Source organism: Pseudomonas sp. BNK-15, from assembly GCF_047456105.1.
Taxonomy (GTDB): domain Bacteria; phylum Pseudomonadota; class Gammaproteobacteria; order Pseudomonadales; family Pseudomonadaceae; genus Aquipseudomonas; species Aquipseudomonas putida_E.
On record NZ_CP179898.1, the window covers coordinates 4,691,829 to 4,709,112 of the forward strand.

The window sequence follows — 17,284 nt, forward strand, 5'->3', positions numbered from 1 at the left end:
GCAGCTATGCCTACAGTCTGACCCGGCAAATAAGGCCCCCCCCAATGTTGGTCGTCGAGAACCTGTGCAAGTCGTTCGCCACCGCCCAAGGCCCGCTGGAGGTGCTGCGCGGGGTGGACGTGACGCTGGCACGCGGCAGCAGCCTGGCCCTGATGGGCGAATCCGGCAGCGGCAAGAGCACCTTGCTGCACCTGCTGGCGGGGCTGGACCGCGCCGACAGCGGGCGCATCCTGATCGATGGCCAACCCCTGGACAACCGCGGCGAAGCTGCCTTGGCACGTTGGCGGCGCGAGGGTATCGGCCTGGTGTTCCAGCAGTACAACCTCATCAGCAGCCTGGACGTGGCCGCCAACCTGGCCTTCCAGGCGCGCCTGGCGGGGCGCCATGACCCGGTCTGGGTGACGCACCTGGCCACCCGGTTGGGGCTGGCCCCGTTGCTGCAACGCTACCCGGAACAACTGTCTGGCGGGCAGCAGCAGCGCGTTGCCATTGGCCGCGCGCTGGCCAGCAGGCCCTTGCTGCTGCTGGCCGACGAACCCACCGGCAGCCTTGACGAGGCCAGCAGCGACGAGGTGTTGGCGCTGCTGCTGCAGCTGGTGCACGAGGCGGGTAGCAGCGTGCTGATGGTGACCCACAGCCAGCGCCTGGCCGCCATGCTGCAGCGCCGCTGCGTGCTGCAGATGGGCCGGGTGCAGGGGTGATGAACAGCTTGCGGATCACCGTGCAGGCCCTGTGCAGCCATTGGTGGCGTCACCGGCTGCAGTGCATCAGCATCTTCACCGGTTTGTGGCTGGCCACGGCCCTGTGGACCGGCGTTCAGGCGCTCAACACCCAGGCGCGCAACGACTACGCACAAGCCAGTGCGGTGCTCGCCGGGCCTGCCCGCCCGCAACTGGTGGCACGCTCGGGGCAGCGCTTCGACCAGGCGCTGTATGTGCAATTGCGCAGGCTGGGCTGGCCAGTGACGCCGGTGCTGGAAGGGCGCTTGCGCCTGGCTGCAGCGCCGCACGTTACGCTGCGCCTGGTCGGGATCGAGCCGCTTGGCCTGTTGCCGGGCATGGCCGTTGCCGGTGCCGATGTGCAGGATTTTGACCTGCAGGCGTTCGTGGGTACGCCGGGGCAAGCGTGGGTGGGCCCGGACACGCTGCGCCAGCTGGGGCGTCAACCCGGCGAGCAGCTGACCACGGTGGACGGGCAAGTATTGCCGCCGCTTACCCTGCATGCGCAGCTGGCACCGGGTGTGGTGGTGGTCGACATCGGCCAGGCGCAGGCCTTGCTCAATGCCCCCGGGCAATTGTCGTGGCTGCTCAGCGACAGTGACCGGCCACTGCCGCGCGACATTGCGGCGAGCCTGAAGCTGCAGCCGCCCGGCGATGATGCCGACCTGCAGCGGCTGACCGCCAGCTTTCACCTGAACCTCACCGCCCTCGGCCTGCTGGCCTTCGTGGTGGGGCTGTTCATTGCCCATGCGGCCATTGGCCTGGCGCTGGAACAGCGGCGCGGGTTGATCCGCACCTTGCGCGCTTGCGGCGTGAGCTTGCAGGTGCTGCTGGCAGCCCTTGCCCTGGAGCTGGGGTTGTTTGCCGTGCTGGGCGGCGTGGCAGGCGTGGCTGCAGGTTACCTGCTGGCCGCACTGATGCTGCCTGATTTCGCCTCCAGCTTGCGCGGGCTTTATGGCGCCCAGGTGGCGGGGGAGTTGCACTTGCCGGCCACGTGGTGGCTGGCAGGCATTGCCGTCAGCCTGTTGGGCGCGCTGCTGGCGGGGCTCGACAGCCTGCTGCGTGCCGCGCGCCTGCCATTGCTGGCCTTGGCGCAGCCCCAGGCCTGGCGCCTGGCGCAAGTGCCGTGGTTGCGGCGCCAGGGTGGCGCCGGCGCCGTGCTGCTGATGGTGGCGGCAGGCTGCGGCTACCTGGGCAATGGGCTGCCCAGTGCATTCGGCATGCTGGCGGCTTTGCTGCTGGCGGCGGCGCTGGTGTTGCCGGGGTTGCTGGCGCTCTTGCTCGGCGGCCTGGCGCGGGTGTGCAAGCGCCCGCTGGCGCAGTGGTTCGTTGCCGACAGCCGCCAGCAACTACCGGCCTTGAGCCTGGCGTTGATGGCGCTGTTGCTGGCCTTGGCCGCCAGTGTCGGGGTTGGCGGCATGACCGAAGGTTTTCGCCGCACCTTCATCGGCTGGCTGGACCAGCGCCTGGCCGCCGATGTGTACGTCACGCCCCGCGACAGCGCGCAGGCGCAGCAGATCTACGCGCGCTTGCTGGCAGACCGTACCGTCAGCGCGGTGCTGCCCAGCTGGCGGGTGGACTGGCGCCTGCAGCAGTGGCCGGTGCAGGTACAGGGGGTGGATGATCACCCTTTCTACCGCCAGCACTGGCCACTGCTGCAGCAGGCACCGGGCGCCTGGCAGGCGCTGGCCGCCGGCCGTGGTGCAATGCTCAGCGAGCAACTTGCCCGGCGCCTTGGCCTGGCTGTAGGGCAGACGCTGCAGTTGCCTGGCGAGCCGCCCCAGGCCATGACCGTGGTGGGCGTTCATGCCGACTATGGCAACCCCAAGGGCCATGTGCTGGTCAACGCCGCCTGGTTGCGTAGCCATGCACCAGCGGCCAGCCTCGCGGGTTTCAGCCTGCTGGTGCGGCCTGAACGGGTGGCTGCGCTGAAGGATGAACTGCAACGGCGCTATGCCCTGGATGACAATCAGGTGGTGGAGCAGGCCCGCCTCAAAGCCTGGTCCAGCGAAGTGTTCAGCCGCACCTTTGCGGTCACGGCGGCATTGAACAGCCTGACCCTGGGGGTTGCCGGCGTGGCGTTGTTCATCAGCCAGCTGACCTTGAGCCAGCGACGCCTGGGGCAGTTGGCGCCGTTGTGGGCCTTGGGTGTACCACGGCGCTGGCTGGCCTGGCTGAGCCTGGGGCAAACGCTGATGCTCAGCTGCTTCACCGTGCTGCTGGCGATCCCCTTGGGCCTGCTGCTGGCCTGGTGCCTGGTGGCGGTGGTGAATGTGCAGGCGTTCGGCTGGCGTCTGCCTTGGCATGTATTTACCGGGCAACTGGTGCAGCTGGCCGTGCTGGGCCTGTTGACCAGCCTGCTGGCCAGTGCCTGGCCGTTGTGGCAACTGGCACGCAGCCAGCCAGGCGCGCTGTTGAGGCAATTTGCCGATGAAAGCTGAAACCTTGCTATTGATGGCCTGCCTGCTGCTGGCAGGGTGCGACCCGCCTGCACCAGAACCCAAGAGTTATGCGGGCCTGGGCGACGATGCGGCGGCGTTCAGGCAGGTGATACCGGGGCATGCGCTGGCATTCCCACGTGACCATGGCGCGCATGGGGGCTTTCGTATCGAATGGTGGTACGTCACCGCCAACCTGCGCGATGCCCAGGGCCGTGACTGGGGTGTGCAATGGACGTTGTTCCGCTCCGCCTTGCGGCCTGGGCCTGAGACCTGGAACTGGAACAGCCCCAACCTGTGGATGGGCCACGCCGCGCTGACCGGCCCGGGCGGCCACCAGGTCAGTGAAACGCTGGCGCGCGGTGGGGTTGGCCAGGCGGGCGTCGAGGCACAACCGTTCCGGGCGTGGATCAACGACTGGTCGTTGCAGGGCAAACCCGGAGTCGACCGCCTGCAGATGCGGGCCAGGGGCCAAGGGTTTGGTTATGACCTGGCCCTCACCAGCGATCAGCCGCTGCTGCTGCACGGTGTGCAGGGTTACAGCGAAAAATCCGGCAAGGGCCAGGCGTCGTACTACTACAGCCAGCCGTTCTACACGGTCAGTGGCGAGGTCGAGCGAGAGGGGCAGCGTGTCGCCGTCACAGGGCAGGCCTGGCTTGACCGGGAATGGAGCAGCCAGCCGTTGGCCGCCGGGCAAAGTGGCTGGGACTGGTTTTCGCTGCACCTGGGCACGGGCGCCAAGCTGATGCTGTTCCAGGTGCGCGAGGATCAGGGGCCGCCTTACCGCGCGGGCACCTGGGTCGATGCCCAAGGGCAGGCGCGTGCGCTGCAGGGCGGGCAGATCGAGCTGACACCGCTGGCCTGGACGCGGCAGGACAATGGCAAAAAGGTGCCCACCCGTTGGCGGGTCAAGGTGCCAGCGATACAGGTGGATGTCGAGGTGGATGCGCTGGAGCCCAAGGCCTGGATGGGCACGCGCTTCCCTTACTGGGAAGGCCCGGTGCGTGTGGGTAAGGAGGGGCGTGGGTATCTGGAAATGACGGGCTATTGAGGTACTGCACCTGCCTGGGTGCAGTACCTGTGCGGGCATCGGTTTGCCGCTGGTGAGGCCCGGGCAGGCCTACTTGAAGCCCGTCACTGCATGCGGCACGTAGGGCGCTTGCAGGCGCTCCACTTCTTCGGCGCTGAGCTCGAACTGCAACGCGCCAATCGCATCATCGAGCTGCGCCACCTTCGACGCGCCCACGATCGGCGCCGAAACCCCTCGCTTGCCCAGTACCCAGGCCAGCGCCACCTGCGCCATGGGCACGCCACGCTCGCGGGCTATCTGTTCGACCACATCGATCACCCGGCCGTCTTCCACTTCGGTTTTTTCATAGAACGACCGGCCGGAAATGTCGGTGCGGGTACGTTCAGTCTGCTGGCCATGCGGGCGGGTCAGCCGGCCGCGGGCCATCGGGCTCCAGGGCATCAGGCCCACGCCCTGGTCCAGGCACAGCGGGATCATTTCGCGCTCTTCCTCGCGGTAGATCAGGTTGAGGTAGTTCTGCATCGACACGAAGCGGCTCCAGCCGTTGCTGGCCGCCACCTGCTGGGCTTTGGCGAACTGCCAGGCATACATCGAGGATGCGCCGATGTAGCGCGCCTTGCCGGCTTTGACCACATCGTGCAGCGCCTCCATGGTCTCCTCGATCGGGGTGTGGTAGTCCCAGCGGTGGATCTGGTAGAGGTCGACATAGTCGGTCCCAAGGCGGGTGAGGCTGGCGTCGATGTTGGCCATGATCGCCTTGCGTGACAGGCCCTGCTCGTTGGGCCGGGTGCTGCCTTCCCACATGTTGGCCGGGAAGAACACCTTGGTGGCGATCACGGTTTCTTCGCGGCGGGTGAACGCCTTCAGCAGCTTGCCCAGGATCAGTTCCGAGGTGCCGGCCGAGTAGCTGTTGGCGGTGTCGAAGAAGTTGATGCCTTGCTCCACGGCGTGGCGGATGATCGGGCGGCTGTCGGCTTCGCCGAGGGTCCAGGGGTGGGTGCCGGCGCCCGGCTCGCCGAAGGTCATGCAGCCCAGGCACAGTTTCGAAACATCCAGGCCGGTGTTGCCCAACTTGACGTACTGCATCTGCTTCTCCTCGGTGGTCGTTTGCGATGGGGGAAGCTTAGCGGGGCTGTGGGCGTGCGGAAATCCCGTATCGGTGCAGGCGAGCTCTGCAGAAATTCACAAGCGCAGCAGTGGCTTGACCTGTTGCTGCAAAAAATCGGTTACAGCCTTGATGCGCGGTGTGTTGCGCACGTCTTCATGCACGGCCAGCCATAGTTCGATGCTCATGGTCTGTGTTTCCTCCCCGATGGCCTGCAGGCCATGCTCCTGGGCCATGAATGCCGGCAGGCAGGCAATGCCGATGCCGCCTGCAGCGGCCTGGGCCTGGATGCGCAAATCGTTGCTTTGCACTACAAAGGGCTGGTGGTGGGTCTGGGCGAGCAGCCACTGTTGCTGCGCCGACTTGGCCTGGGACTGGTCGTAGCCGATATAGCGCGGCGTGCTGGTGCTGCGCAGGTAGCCGGGGGCGGCGTACAGGCGGTAATCCAGGTAGCCCAGCAGGCTGGCCACCAGGGTGGGCTCGCTGGGCCGGGCCAGGGCCACGCTGATATCGGCCTCGCGGCGCGCCAGCGAGGCGCGCGACTTGCTGCCGACCAGTTTCAGGTGCAGCTGCGGGTAGCGGTTGCACAGCGTGGCCAGGCGCCGCGCAATGAGGCTGCCGAGCAAGGCGGGCGGGGCGGCCAGTACCACCTGGCCTTCAACCTGCTGCTGGCCTGCGCTGGCGAAGTGTTCCAGGGCGAAGGAGGCCTGGGTCATCTGCTCGGCGTACTCGCCCACCCGGCGGCCTTGCTCGGTCAGCACGTAAGCCCTGGGGCGGCGGTCGACCAGCTTGAGGTTGAGCGCAGCTTCCAGTGCGGCGATGCGCCGGGCCACGGTGGCGTGGTCGACGCGCAGCTGCTTGGCTGCGGCCGACAGGGAGCCGGTGCTGATGAAGGCGCAGAAATGGCGCAGGTCTTCCCAATCGAACATGGCGGGCCTCTGTGGTGGAGGGCCATGATAAAGCCTCCTGGCGATTCCCACGACCTGAACCGGCCCCAATGCCGGAATACACGTTTCACGTCAATTTCAAAAGCACCGCCATCGCTACGGTCGAGTTTTGAGGGGTTGGGGGCGGATATGAAACCGGTTTCAAAATGTTTCCGAACCAGCTAGATTACGCGGCTTTCTCAGGGCCTCTCCCTGATCCAAACCCAGACGGCGCAACCCAAGGCCGCCCCAATGCTGATGAGGACTTGCAATGCCTGAGCATGCCCCCGACAACCCGCGCCGGGACTTCCTGCGCAAAACGTTGACCCTTATTCCCGTGGTCACCGTGGCTACCAGCACAGGCCTTGGTGCCGGCCAACTGCTGGCCCAGCCGGCCCGCGAACCCAAGGTGCCTGCTACACCGCCCGCTGGCCATTACCAGCCGACTTTCTTCACCGCCGAAGAATGGGCCTTCGTGCAGGCGGCGGTGTCGCGCATCATCCCCGCTGACGAGCTGGGCCCCGGCGCCCTCGAAGCAGGCGCCGCCGAGTTTATCGATCGCCAGATGAACACCCCCTATGCCACAGGTGCCCAGTGGTACATGCAGGGCCCGTTCAAGGCCGACGCCGCGCCAGAGCTTGGCTACCAGCTGCAACTGAGCCCCCAGCAAATCTACCGCCTGGGCATCGCCGCTGCGGATGCATGGTGCAAAAACGCCAGCGGTAAAACGTTTGCTGAGCAAGATAGCGCTACCCGAGACAAAGTTCTCGGCAAGATCGAAGCCGGTGAGATCGTTTTCGAACAGCTGCCTGCCAAGGTGTTTTTCAGCCTGCTGGTGCAGAACACCCGCGAGGGGTTCTTCTGCGACCCGATTCACGGTGGCAACAAGGGTATGGTCGGCTGGACGCAAATCGGCTTCCCCGGCGCCCGTGCAGACTTCATGGACTGGGTCGAGCGCAATGAGCCTTACCCGTTCCCGGCAGTATCGATTCGTGGCGAGAGGGCGTAAGGCATGGCCAATACAATGAAGAAGGTCGATGCGGTGATCGTCGGTTTCGGCTGGGCGGGCGCCATCATGGCCAAGGAGCTGACCGAGGCCGGGTTGCAGGTGGTCGCGCTGGAGCGCGGGCCGATGCAGGACACCTACCCCGAGGGCAGCTACCCGCAGGTCATCGATGAGCTGACCTACAGCGTGCGCAAGAAGCTGTTCGTGGATGTCTCCAAAGAAACCGTCACCATCCGCCACAGCGTCAACGATGTCGCGCTGCCCAACCGCCAGCTCGGTGCCTTCCTGCCCGGCAAGGGCGTGGGCGGCGCAGGCCTGCACTGGTCCGGCGTGCATTTTCGTGTAGACCCGATGGAGCTGCGCATGCGCAGCCACTACGAAGAGCGCTACGGCAAACGCTTCATCCCTGAACACATGACGATCCAGGACTTTGGCGTGAGCTACGAGGAGCTAGAACCCTGCTTCGACTTCGCCGAGAAGGTCTTCGGCACCTCGGGCCAGGCCTGGACCGTGAACGGCAAGGTGGTCGGCGAAGGGAAGGGCGGCAACCCTTATGCACCGGACCGCTCCAACCCCTTCCCGCTGGTGTCGCAGAAGAACGTGGTGTCGGCGCAGCTGTTCCAGAAGGCAACCGCCAGCCTGGGCTACAAGCCCTACAACCTGCCTTCGGCCAACACATCGGGGCCTTACACCAACCCCTATGGGGCGCAGATGGGGCCGTGCAACTTCTGTGGCTTCTGCAGCGGGTACGTGTGCTACATGTACTCCAAGGCGTCGCCCAACGTGAACATCCTGCCGGCGCTGCGCCAGGTACCCCATTTCGAGCTGCGGGCCAATGCCCATGTGCTGCGGGTGAACCTGGACGACAGCAAGCGCAAGGCTACCGGGGTGACCTACATCGATGCCCAGGGGCGGGAAGTGGAGCAGCCGGCAGACATCGTCATCCTTGCCGCGTTCCAGTTCAACAACGTGCGCCTGATGCTGCTGTCGGGCATCGGCAAACCCTATGACCCGATCAAGAACGAAGGGGTTGTGGGGCGCAACTTCGCCTACCAGAACATGGGCACGGTGAAAGCGTTCTTCGACAAGGACACCTACACCAACAACTTCATCGGCGCCGGCGGCAACGGGGTGGCGATCGACGACTTCAACGCCGACAACTTCGACCATGGGCCGCACGGTTTCGTCGGCGGCTCGCCGATGTGGGTCAACCAGGCTGGCAGCCGGCCGATTGCCGGTATTGCCAACCCGCCCGGCACGCCCGCCTGGGGCAGTGCCTGGAAGAAGGCCACGGCCGATTACTACACCCACCAGCTGTCGATGGACGCCCACGGCGCGCACCAGTCGTACCGCGGCAACTACCTGGACCTCGACCCGACCTACCGGGATGCCTACGGCCAGCCGCTGCTGCGCATGACCTTCGACTGGCAGGAAAACGACATCAAGATGAACCAGTTCATGGTCGACAAGCTGAGCAAGATCGCCCAGGCGATGAACCCCAAGGCCATCGCCGTGCTCGGCAAGAAGGTCCAGGAGCACTTCAACACCGCCAGCTACCAGACCACCCACCTCAACGGCGGCGCGATCATGGGCTCCGACCCCAAAACCAGTGCCTTGAACCGCTACCTGCAAAGCTGGGACGTGCACAACGTGTTCGTCCCGGGCGCATCGGCGTTCCCCCAGGGCCTGGGTTACAACCCCACCGGCCTGGTGGCTGCGCTGACCTACTGGTCGGCGCGGGCCATCCGGGAGCAGTACCTGAAAAACCCCGGCCCGCTGGTTCAGGCTTGAGGAGCGATGGCATGAAAAAACTGTTGATCGCGACCCTGCTGCTGGGCACGGGCCTGGCTGCCCAGGCTGATGAAGCTACCGATGCGCTGGTGAAGAAGGGCGAGTACCTGGCCCGCGCCGGTGACTGCGTGGCCTGCCATACCGCCAAGGGCGGCAAGCCCTTTGCCGGTGGGCTGCCGATGGAAACCCCCATCGGCACCGTGTACTCCACCAACATCACCCCGGATGCCACCGGCATCGGCCAGTACAGTTTCGAAGACTTCGACCTGGCCGTGCGCAAAGGTGTGGCCAAGGACGGCAGCACGCTGTACCCGGCCATGCCGTACCCGTCCTATGCGCGGGTCAAGGACGAGGACATGCGCGCCTTGTACGCCTACTTCATGCAAGGCGTGCAACCGGTGGCGCAGCCTAACAAGGCCACCGACATCCCTTGGCCCGTGAGCATGCGTTGGCCGCTGGCGATCTGGCGTGGCGTGTTCGCACCAGAGGTGAAAGCCTGGCAAGCGCCGGCCGGTGCCGACCCGGTGGTCAGCCGCGGCGCCTACCTGGTGGAGGGTTTGGGCCATTGTGGCGCGTGCCATACCCCGCGTGCCCTGACCATGCAGGAAGAGGCCCTGAGCCCCGCGGATGGCAAGCAGTTCCTGGCCGGCAGTGCGCCACTGGAAGGCTGGATCGCCAAGAACCTGCGCGGTGACCACAAGGACGGCCTGGGCAGCTGGAGCGAGGAACAGCTGGTGCAGTTCCTTAAAACCGGCCGCAGTGACCGCAGTGCCGTGTTCGGCGGCATGAGCGATGTGGTCGAACACAGCATGCAGCACTTGAGCGATACCGACCTGACGGCCATTGCCCGCTACCTCAAGACGCTGCCGGCAAGCAACCCACACGACCAGCCGCATGTGTACGACAAGCACGTGGCAGAGGCTTTGTGGAATGGCGATGACAGCAAGCCGGGTGCGGCGGTGTACATCGACAACTGCGCTGCTTGCCACCGTACCGACGGCCAGGGGTATACCCGCGTGTTCCCGGCGCTTGCCGGCAACCCGGTGGTGCAGACGGCCGATGCCACCTCGTTGATCCATGTGGTGCTGGATGGCGGCACGGTGCCGGCGACGCATACCGCGCCGTCGAAGCTCACCATGCCAGCGTTCGGCTGGCGCTTGAGCGACCAGGAAGTGGCTGAGGTGGTGAATTTCATCCGGACCAGTTGGGGTAACCAAGGCAGTGCTGTTTCGGCCAGTGATGTGAAAGCCATCCGATAACGCTGGCGCCTGGCGCCATACGTTGTGGGGCTTGCCGGCGATGCAGGCGCTGCGGTGTAGGGCACCGGCTTTGCCGGTGATCGCCGGCAAGCCGGCTCCTACAGGGTTGGCGTCGGCTGTAAAAGTTGAGTATGTCAGTGCCACGGAAGGTGGTTAAACCGCTTGGATGCCACTCGATCAGGCCGGTGCAGTACCTTTTGTGGGCCGGCTTGCCGGCGATGCAGGCGCTGCGGTGTAGGGCACCGGCTTTGCCGGTGATCGCCGGCAAGCCGGCTCCTACAGGGTTGGCGTCGGCTGTAGACATTGAGTATGTCAGTGCCACGGAAGGTGGTGAAACCGCATGGATGCCATTCGATCAGGCCGGCGCAGTACCTTTTGTGGGAGCCGGCTTGCCGGCGATGCAGGCGCTGCGGTGTAGGGCACCGGCTTTGCCGGTGATCGCCGGCAAGCCGGCTCCTACAGGTGGGGTGCCGGCAGTGCGCCGGGAAAGGTAGAATCCCGACGAACGGTAGGTGACGAAACCGCGCGGTTTTGATGTATTGAAACCGGTTTCAGTCACCGTCACCGACAATAATCACAAGGGACCGAAATGACCGACTTGCCTGCCCATTCCCGCGAACGCGTGACCATCAGTGAGGTCGCACGCGTTGCCGGCGTCTCCAAGGCCACCGTGTCGCGCTACATTGGCGGCGATCGCCAGTTGCTGGCCGAAGCTACCGCCAAGCGCCTTGAAGAAGTCATCGAGCGCCTGGGCTACCGGCCCAACCAGATGGCCCGCGGCCTCAAGCGTGGCCAGACGCGGCTGATCGGCATGCTGGTAGCAGACATCCTCAACCCCTATTCAGTCGCGGTGATGCACGGCGTTGAAACCGCGTGCCGTCAGCACGGCTACAGCCTGGTGGTGTGCAACACCAACCGCGACGACGAGCAGGAGCGCCATCACCTGGCGGCCCTGCAGTCTTACAACGTCGAGGGCCTGATCGTGAATACCCTTGGCCATCACCCCGGCGAACTTCTCAACCTGCAGCGCGACATGCCCATGGTCCTGGTAGACCGGCAACTGCCGGAGCTGAACGTAGACCTGGTAGGGCTGGATAACGCCCAGGCCATCGAGCAGGCCCTGGACCACCTGCAGGCGCGTGGCTACCGCGACATCCTGGCGGTCACCGAACCACTGGACGGCACCAGCTCCCGGCTCGAACGCACGCAGGCGTTCACCGCCTCGATCAGCCGTCGCGCCGGCATGCGTCAGCAACTGGTGGAGATCGACGGCAACCTGCACGCCCGGCTTGATGCCTTCCTCGGCAGTAATGGGCACGGGCCCCAGGCTATTTTCACCTTCAACGGCGTGGCCACCCTGACGGTGACCCGTGTATTGCACGACGCGGGTTGCAACCTGTTCCAGGACGTCGGCCTGATTGCGCTGGACGAACTGGACTGGTACCCGCTGGTCGGTAGCGGCATTACCGCGCTCGCCCAACCCACCGAACGCATCGGTGTGGCCGCCTTCGACTGCCTGCACGACCGCCTGCGCGGCGAGAGCGGGGCGCCACGGCGCCTGGACTTCAAGGCAGAGTTGATCGTCCGAGGTTCCACTCAACTACGCGAATGAAGAAACGGCCGGCAACGACGCCGGCCATTGTTGCAGCCAAAAAATGAAACCGGTTTCATAAGGACAAGAACAATGCACGAGAACCCCGTTTCCATCAGCCTCTCCAGCTACGGTGCCAGCTTGGTCCGGGAGCGTGGGCAGGAGAGTTTCCTTGAACTGCTGGCCGCTGCCGGCGTGATATGTGTCGAACTGCGCGAAGAGTTGTTCGACGAGGCCCCGGACGCCGCCGCGCTGTCGGCGGCAATCAACGCGCTGCAGTTGCAGTGCCTGTATTCCTCGCCACTGGAGCTGTGGACCCCTGAAGGGCAGCTGGACGCGCGCTTGCCTGCCAAGCTGGCGCTGGCCCGCGCACTCGGCGCCGTGGCGCTGAAGGTGTCGTTGGGGCATTACGCTTGCGCATGCGACCTGGCGGCCTTGCAAGCGCAACTGCGCCCTGGTGACCCGCTGTTGCTGGTGGAGAACGACCAGACCACGCAGGGCGGGCGCATCGCGCCGCTGCTGCAGTTCTTTGAGCGCTGCGAGGCCCAGGGGCTGGCGCTGGGCATGACCTTCGATATCGGTAACTGGCAATGGCAGGGCGAATCCGCCGCGCAGGCAGCGCGGTTGCTCGGCCGCTGGGTGCGTTACGTGCATTGCAAGGCAGTGCAGCGCGAGGCCAGCGGGCGCCTGGTGGCCGTTGTGCCGCAGGCCCGGGACCTGATGGCCTGGGAGGCAATGTTCGCCGAGTTCACCCCCGGGCTGATGCGCGCCGTGGAGTACCCGCTGGCCGGCGCTGACTTACTGGCTTTGACCCGCGCCCAGGTCAACAACCTGGCCCGCATCGGCATGAGCGAGGAGGTGAGCCATGCCTGAGCATGACGTGCTGTGTTTTGGCGAAACCATGGCCATGTTCGTTGCCGAGCAGGCCGGTGACCTGGCGGCTGTGGGGGCGTTTACCAAGCGCATTGCCGGCGCCGACAGCAATGTGGCCATCGGCCTGGCCCGGTTGGGTTTCCGGGTGCGCTGGCTGAGCCGGGTGGGCAACGACTCGCTGGGCCGCTTCGTGCTCGACACCCTGCAGCAGGAGGGCCTGGACTGCAGCCACGTGGAGGTCGATGACCACCACCCGACAGGCTTCCAGCTCAAGGGCCGTTGCGACGATGGCAGCGACCCTGTGGTGGAGTATTTTCGCCGCAACTCCGCGGCCAGCCACCTATCGCTGGCGCAGTTCAGCCCGGCGTTGCTGCAGGCCCGCCACCTGCACGCCACCGGTATTCCGCTGGCGCTGTCGGCCGGCTGCAGGGCGCTGGCCCATGAGCTGGTCGAGCGCATGCGCAGCGAGGGGCGCAGCATTTCCTTCGACCCCAACCTGCGCCCGTCGCTGTGGCCTGACCGCGCCAGCATGGTCCGTGAAGTCAACGCGCTGGCGATAAAGGCGCCCTGGCTGCTGCCAGGGCTCGAGGAAGGGCGGTTGTTGACCGGCCTGCAAACCCCGGCGGACATCGCCGCGTTCTACCTCGACCGTGGTGTCGAGCACGTAGTCATCAAGTTGGGCGGTGAGGGTGCCTACTACCGCAATGCCCAGTGCCAAGGGCAGGTCGCCCCTGTGCCGGTGGCCAAGGTGGTGGACACCGTCGGTGCCGGCGACGCCTTTGCCGTTGGCGTGGTCAGCGGCCTGCTCGAAGGCCGCCCGCTCGCCGAGGCGGTGGCTCGCGGCAACTGGTGCGGCAGCCGCGCCGTGCAATCGCGCGGCGACATGGAAGGCTTGCCACTGCGCCGGGAGCTGGAAGCGTACGCATTACCCAAGAGTGCCTGAAACTTTGATCGCCGGTACGCCGGCCGGTTGCTACAAAAACAACAAGCTCAGGAGCCGCATCATGCAATCGACAAGCCTCGCCCCACGCCGTTGGTGGTACATCATCCCGATCGTCTTCGTCACTTACAGCCTGGCCTACCTCGACCGCGCCAACTACGGCTTCGCCGCCGCCTCGGGCATGGCCGATGACCTGAAGATCACCCCGGCGCTGTCGTCCCTGCTGGGGGCGCTGTTTTTCCTCGGGTACTTCTTCTTCCAGGTGCCTGGTGCCATCTACGCGCAAAAACGCAGCGTCAAAAAGCTGATTTTCGTCAGCCTGATCCTCTGGGGCAGCCTGGCGACCCTGACCGGCATGGTCAGCAATGTCTACCTGCTGATCGGCATCCGCTTCCTGCTCGGGGTGGTCGAGGCGGCGGTGATGCCGGCGATGCTGGTGTACCTGTGCCACTGGTTCACCCGCGCCGAACGCTCGCGCGCCAATACCTTCCTGATGCTGGGCAACCCGGTGACCATCCTGTGGATGTCGGTGGTCTCGGGGTACCTGATCAAGCATTTCGACTGGCGCTGGATGTTCATCATCGAGGGCCTGCCAGCGGTGCTCTGGGCGTTCATCTGGTGGCGCCTGGTGGACGACCGGCCAGCCCAGGTGGGCTGGCTGAGCGAGCAGGAAAAAGCGGCGCTCGAACAGGCCCTGGCCGCTGAACAGCAAGGCATCAAACCGGTTAAGAACTACCGCGAGGCGTTTCGCTCGCCGCAGGTCATCGTGCTGTCGCTGCAGTATTTTTGCTGGAGCATCGGGGTGTACGGCTTCGTGCTGTGGCTGCCGTCTATCCTCAAGCAAGCGGCGAACGTCGACATCGTCGAGGCCGGTTGGCTGGCCTCGGTGCCCTACCTGGCGGCGGTCGTGGCCATGGTCGGGGTGTCGTGGGCCTCTGACAAACTGCAGAAGCGCAAGCGTTTCGTCTGGCCACCCTTGCTGATCGCCGCGTTGGCCTTCTATGGCTCCTACGCCTTGGGCACCGAGCATTTCTGGGCGTCCTATGCGCTGCTGGTGCTTGCCGGGGCTTGCATGTACGCCCCCTATGGCCCGTTCTTCGCCATCGTGCCGGAGATCCTGCCCAGCAACGTGGCCGGTGGGGCCATGGCCCTGATCAACAGCATGGGCGCGCTGGGTTCGTTCGGTGGCTCGTGGCTGGTCGGCTATCTCAATGGCGCCACCGGTGGCCCTGGCGCTTCTTACCTGTTCATGTGCGGTGCGCTGCTGACGGCAGTGGCGCTCACGGCTGCGCTGAAAACATCACAAACCTCCGGCCAGGCCAAGCCCCGCAGCCAGCGCCTGGCAATGAGCCAATAGGAAACGGCTATGAAAAAGCGAATCGTCCTTTACAAGCGCCTGCCCGAGGCCCTGCTGGCGCGCCTGCAACAGCAGGTCGAGGTGACCTGGGTGGATACCTCCGGCAGTGATGGCCTGGCCCGGCTGCGCGATGCCTTGCCCGGTGCCCATGGCCTGCTGGGCGCCAGTTTGCGGCTGGACAGCAGCCTGCTGGACCTGGCGCCACAGCTTGAAGTGGTGGCCAGTGTGTCGGTTGGCGTCGACAACTACGACATTGCCGAGCTGACCCGCCGTGGCGTGATGCTGACCAACACCCCTGATGTATTGACCGAGACCACCGCCGACACCGGCTTTGCCTTGATCCTGGCCACTGCCCGGCGGGTGGTGGAGCTGGCCGGCTGGGTACGTGACGGCCACTGGCAGGCCAACCTTGGGCCGGCGCATTTTGGCAGTGATGTGCATGGCAAGACCTTGGGCATCGTCGGCATGGGGCGCATTGGTGAGGCCTTGGCCCGCCGTGGTGCGGCCGGGTTCGGCATGCGCGTGCTGTACCACAGTTCGCGAGCCAAGCCAGAGGTGGACGCCCGCTATGGTGCCCGGTATCGCACCCTGGACGAGCTGCTGAGCGAGGCGGATTTTGTCTGTTTGACGGTGCCCTTGAGCGCCAGCACCGAAGGCCTGATCGGCGCACGGGAGCTTTCGCTGATGAAGCCCGAGGCGATCCTGGTGAACATTGCCCGCGGGCGTGTGGTGGATGAACAGGCACTGCTTGCGGCGTTGCAGGCCAAGCGCATCCGCGGCGCCGGGCTGGATGTGTTCGTACAGGAACCACTGCCGGCCCACTCACCACTGTTGCAACTGGACAACGTGGTGGCCACGCCGCACATCGGCTCGGCGACCCACGAAACCCGTGAGGCCATGGCGCGCTGTGCGGTAGAGAATCTGTTGAGCGCGTTGGCGGGCGAGCGGCCGGCGAACCTGGTGAATGAGGTGGCTATGGGGGGGTAACGCCTGATTTTTTCAGCGTCGGTGAAAACGAGCGCCGCCCGTGCGGCGCTCGATAGGCGGTAGGCTCCTACTGGCCGCCCTTCATCCGCCGTGCCACCGCATATATCCCCAACCCGACCAGCGCCGCAGCGGCGCCGATATAGCCGGTGCTGGTCCAGCCCAGCCCGGCACTGATGGCCATGCCGCCAAACCAAGGCCCCAGGGCATTGGCCAGGTTGAAGGCTGCATGGTTGGAAGCCGCTGCCAGGCTCGGCGCTTCGTGGGCAATGTCCATCAGGCGGATCTGCAAGGGGGCGGCCAGGGCGATCATGGTGCCGACCAGGCCGATGCCCAGCAGCAGTGTCCACAGCGCATGGGCAGCGATGGTGAAGAACAACAGCACGGCGGTCGACCACACCAGCACGATGCCCACGGCGCGGAACTGCAGCCGGTCGAACAGCTTGCCGCCGGCAATGTTGCCGATGATGCCGCCAATACCGAAGGCGGCCAGGCCAAAGGGGATCCACTGGGGAGCGACCTGAGTCACCTCCAGCATGGTCGGCGCCAGGTAGCTGAACACACAGAACATGCCGGCGAAACCGATCGAGGCGATGGCCAGCGCCATCCACACCTGCGGCAGGGTGAACGCTTGCAGCTCCTTGCGTGGGTCGCTGCGTGTTTCATCGCGCCGCTGCGGCACGTACTGCCAGACCAGCGCGATGGTGCACACAGCGATCAGGCCCACCAGCAAAAACGCCGAGCGCCAGCCGAAGTACTGCCCCAGCAAGGTCGCCACAGGGTTGCCCAGCAACATGGCCAGCGTGAGGCCCATCATTACCCGGGCCACGGCACCGGCGCGCTGGTTGCTCGGCACCATGCTCGAGGCAACCACCGCGGCGATGCCGAAGTACGCCCCATGGGGCAAGCCGCTGATGAAGCGGAAGGCCACCAGGCCTGCGAATGACGGGGCGAACGCGGTAGCCAGGTTGCCGACGGCATACAGCGCCATCAACAAAAGCAGCATGTGCTTGCGCAGCAGCTTGGCGCCGAGAATGGCCAGCGCCGGTGCACCCACCACCACGCCCAGCGCGTAGGCGCTGATCGCATGGCCTACCTGCGGTTCGCTCAGTTGCAGGTTGCCGGCGATGTCCGGCATCAGCCCCATGATCGCGAATTCGCCGGTGCCAATGGCAAAACTGCCCAAGGCCATGGCGGCTTCCATCTTGCCGATTTCGCCTTTGGAGAGGGCGAGCGGCGGTATTTCCTGAACAGACATTTGAGTC

At 65.5% G+C, this 17,284-nt stretch carries 14 protein-coding genes; 11 read left to right on the forward strand and 3 right to left on the reverse strand.

From position 1 onward, the window contains the following. Positions 1-44 precede the first annotated feature (44 nt). Genes ACMGF5_RS21485 through ACMGF5_RS21495 form a run of 3 tightly spaced genes read left to right on the forward strand, consistent with a single transcriptional unit; the run spans position 45 to position 4,208 of the window. Complete coding sequence (locus ACMGF5_RS21485) at positions 45-701, forward strand: ABC transporter ATP-binding protein (RefSeq protein ID WP_414157178.1); 657 nt, start codon at positions 45-47, stop codon at positions 699-701. After that, a complete protein-coding gene (locus ACMGF5_RS21490) occupies positions 701-3,160 on the forward strand; it encodes an ABC transporter permease (RefSeq protein WP_414157179.1) in 2,460 nt (819 codons plus the stop codon). The genes ACMGF5_RS21485 and ACMGF5_RS21490 overlap by 1 nt, the downstream gene beginning before the upstream one ends. Beyond that, positions 3,150-4,208 carry a lipocalin-like domain-containing protein gene (locus ACMGF5_RS21495; RefSeq protein ID WP_414157180.1) on the forward strand — a complete coding sequence of 353 codons (1,059 nt, stop codon included), beginning with the start codon at positions 3,150-3,152 and terminating at the stop codon, positions 4,206-4,208. Before ACMGF5_RS21490 ends, ACMGF5_RS21495 begins: the two co-directional genes overlap by 11 nt. Before the next feature lie 69 nt (positions 4,209-4,277). On the opposite strand, the gene ACMGF5_RS21500 is transcribed toward ACMGF5_RS21495, so the two are convergent. Both ACMGF5_RS21500 and ACMGF5_RS21505 read right to left on the reverse strand, forming a co-directional pair. Continuing rightward, complete coding sequence (locus ACMGF5_RS21500) at positions 4,278-5,273, reverse strand: aldo/keto reductase (RefSeq protein WP_039601454.1); 996 nt, start codon at positions 5,271-5,273, stop codon at positions 4,278-4,280. Positions 5,274-5,369: 96 nt separating this feature from the next. After that, entirely contained in the window at positions 5,370-6,221 is an 852-nt protein-coding gene (locus ACMGF5_RS21505) for a LysR family transcriptional regulator (RefSeq protein ID WP_414157181.1), read from the reverse strand. Positions 6,222-6,489: 268 nt separating this feature from the next. Here ACMGF5_RS21505 and ACMGF5_RS21510 point away from each other — a divergent pair, with 268 nt between their 5' ends. The 8 genes from ACMGF5_RS21510 (at position 6,490) to ACMGF5_RS21545 (ending at position 16,022) form a co-directional block, all read left to right on the forward strand. Further along, positions 6,490-7,227 carry a gluconate 2-dehydrogenase subunit 3 family protein gene (locus ACMGF5_RS21510; protein ID WP_237858366.1) on the forward strand — a complete coding sequence of 246 codons (738 nt, stop codon included), beginning with the start codon at positions 6,490-6,492 and terminating at the stop codon, positions 7,225-7,227. 3 nt (positions 7,228-7,230) lie between these two features. Further along, on the forward strand, positions 7,231-9,015 hold the full coding sequence (locus ACMGF5_RS21515; protein ID WP_414157182.1) for a GMC family oxidoreductase: 1,785 nt from the start codon (positions 7,231-7,233) through the stop codon (positions 9,013-9,015). An 11-nt stretch (positions 9,016-9,026) separates the two neighbouring features. Further along, positions 9,027-10,274: a c-type cytochrome gene (locus ACMGF5_RS21520; protein ID WP_414157183.1), complete on the forward strand. Its 1,248-nt coding sequence runs from the start codon at positions 9,027-9,029 to the stop codon at positions 10,272-10,274. 589 nt (positions 10,275-10,863) lie between these two features. Continuing rightward, a complete protein-coding gene (locus ACMGF5_RS21525) occupies positions 10,864-11,886 on the forward strand; it encodes a LacI family DNA-binding transcriptional regulator (RefSeq protein ID WP_115274945.1) in 1,023 nt (340 codons plus the stop codon). Positions 11,887-11,958: 72 nt separating this feature from the next. Next, positions 11,959-12,738 carry a sugar phosphate isomerase/epimerase family protein gene (locus ACMGF5_RS21530; RefSeq protein ID WP_115274944.1) on the forward strand — a complete coding sequence of 260 codons (780 nt, stop codon included), beginning with the start codon at positions 11,959-11,961 and terminating at the stop codon, positions 12,736-12,738. Next, a complete protein-coding gene (locus ACMGF5_RS21535) occupies positions 12,731-13,681 on the forward strand; it encodes a sugar kinase (RefSeq protein ID WP_414157184.1) in 951 nt (316 codons plus the stop codon). Before ACMGF5_RS21530 ends, ACMGF5_RS21535 begins: the two co-directional genes overlap by 8 nt. Positions 13,682-13,742: 61 nt before the next feature. Beyond that, complete coding sequence (locus tag ACMGF5_RS21540) at positions 13,743-15,035, forward strand: MFS transporter (RefSeq protein WP_046786434.1); 1,293 nt, start codon at positions 13,743-13,745, stop codon at positions 15,033-15,035. 9 nt (positions 15,036-15,044) lie between these two features. After that, the gene (locus ACMGF5_RS21545; protein ID WP_174141358.1) at positions 15,045-16,022 is read left to right on the forward strand and encodes a 2-hydroxyacid dehydrogenase; all 978 of its coding nucleotides are present in this window, start codon (positions 15,045-15,047) and stop codon (positions 16,020-16,022) included. Positions 16,023-16,089: 67 nt separating this feature from the next. On the opposite strand, the gene ACMGF5_RS21550 is transcribed toward ACMGF5_RS21545, so the two are convergent. Next, positions 16,090-17,277, reverse strand: coding sequence for an MFS transporter (locus tag ACMGF5_RS21550; RefSeq protein ID WP_414157185.1), 1,188 nt, complete (start codon positions 17,275-17,277; stop codon positions 16,090-16,092). Between the last annotated feature and the right edge of the window lie 7 nt (positions 17,278-17,284).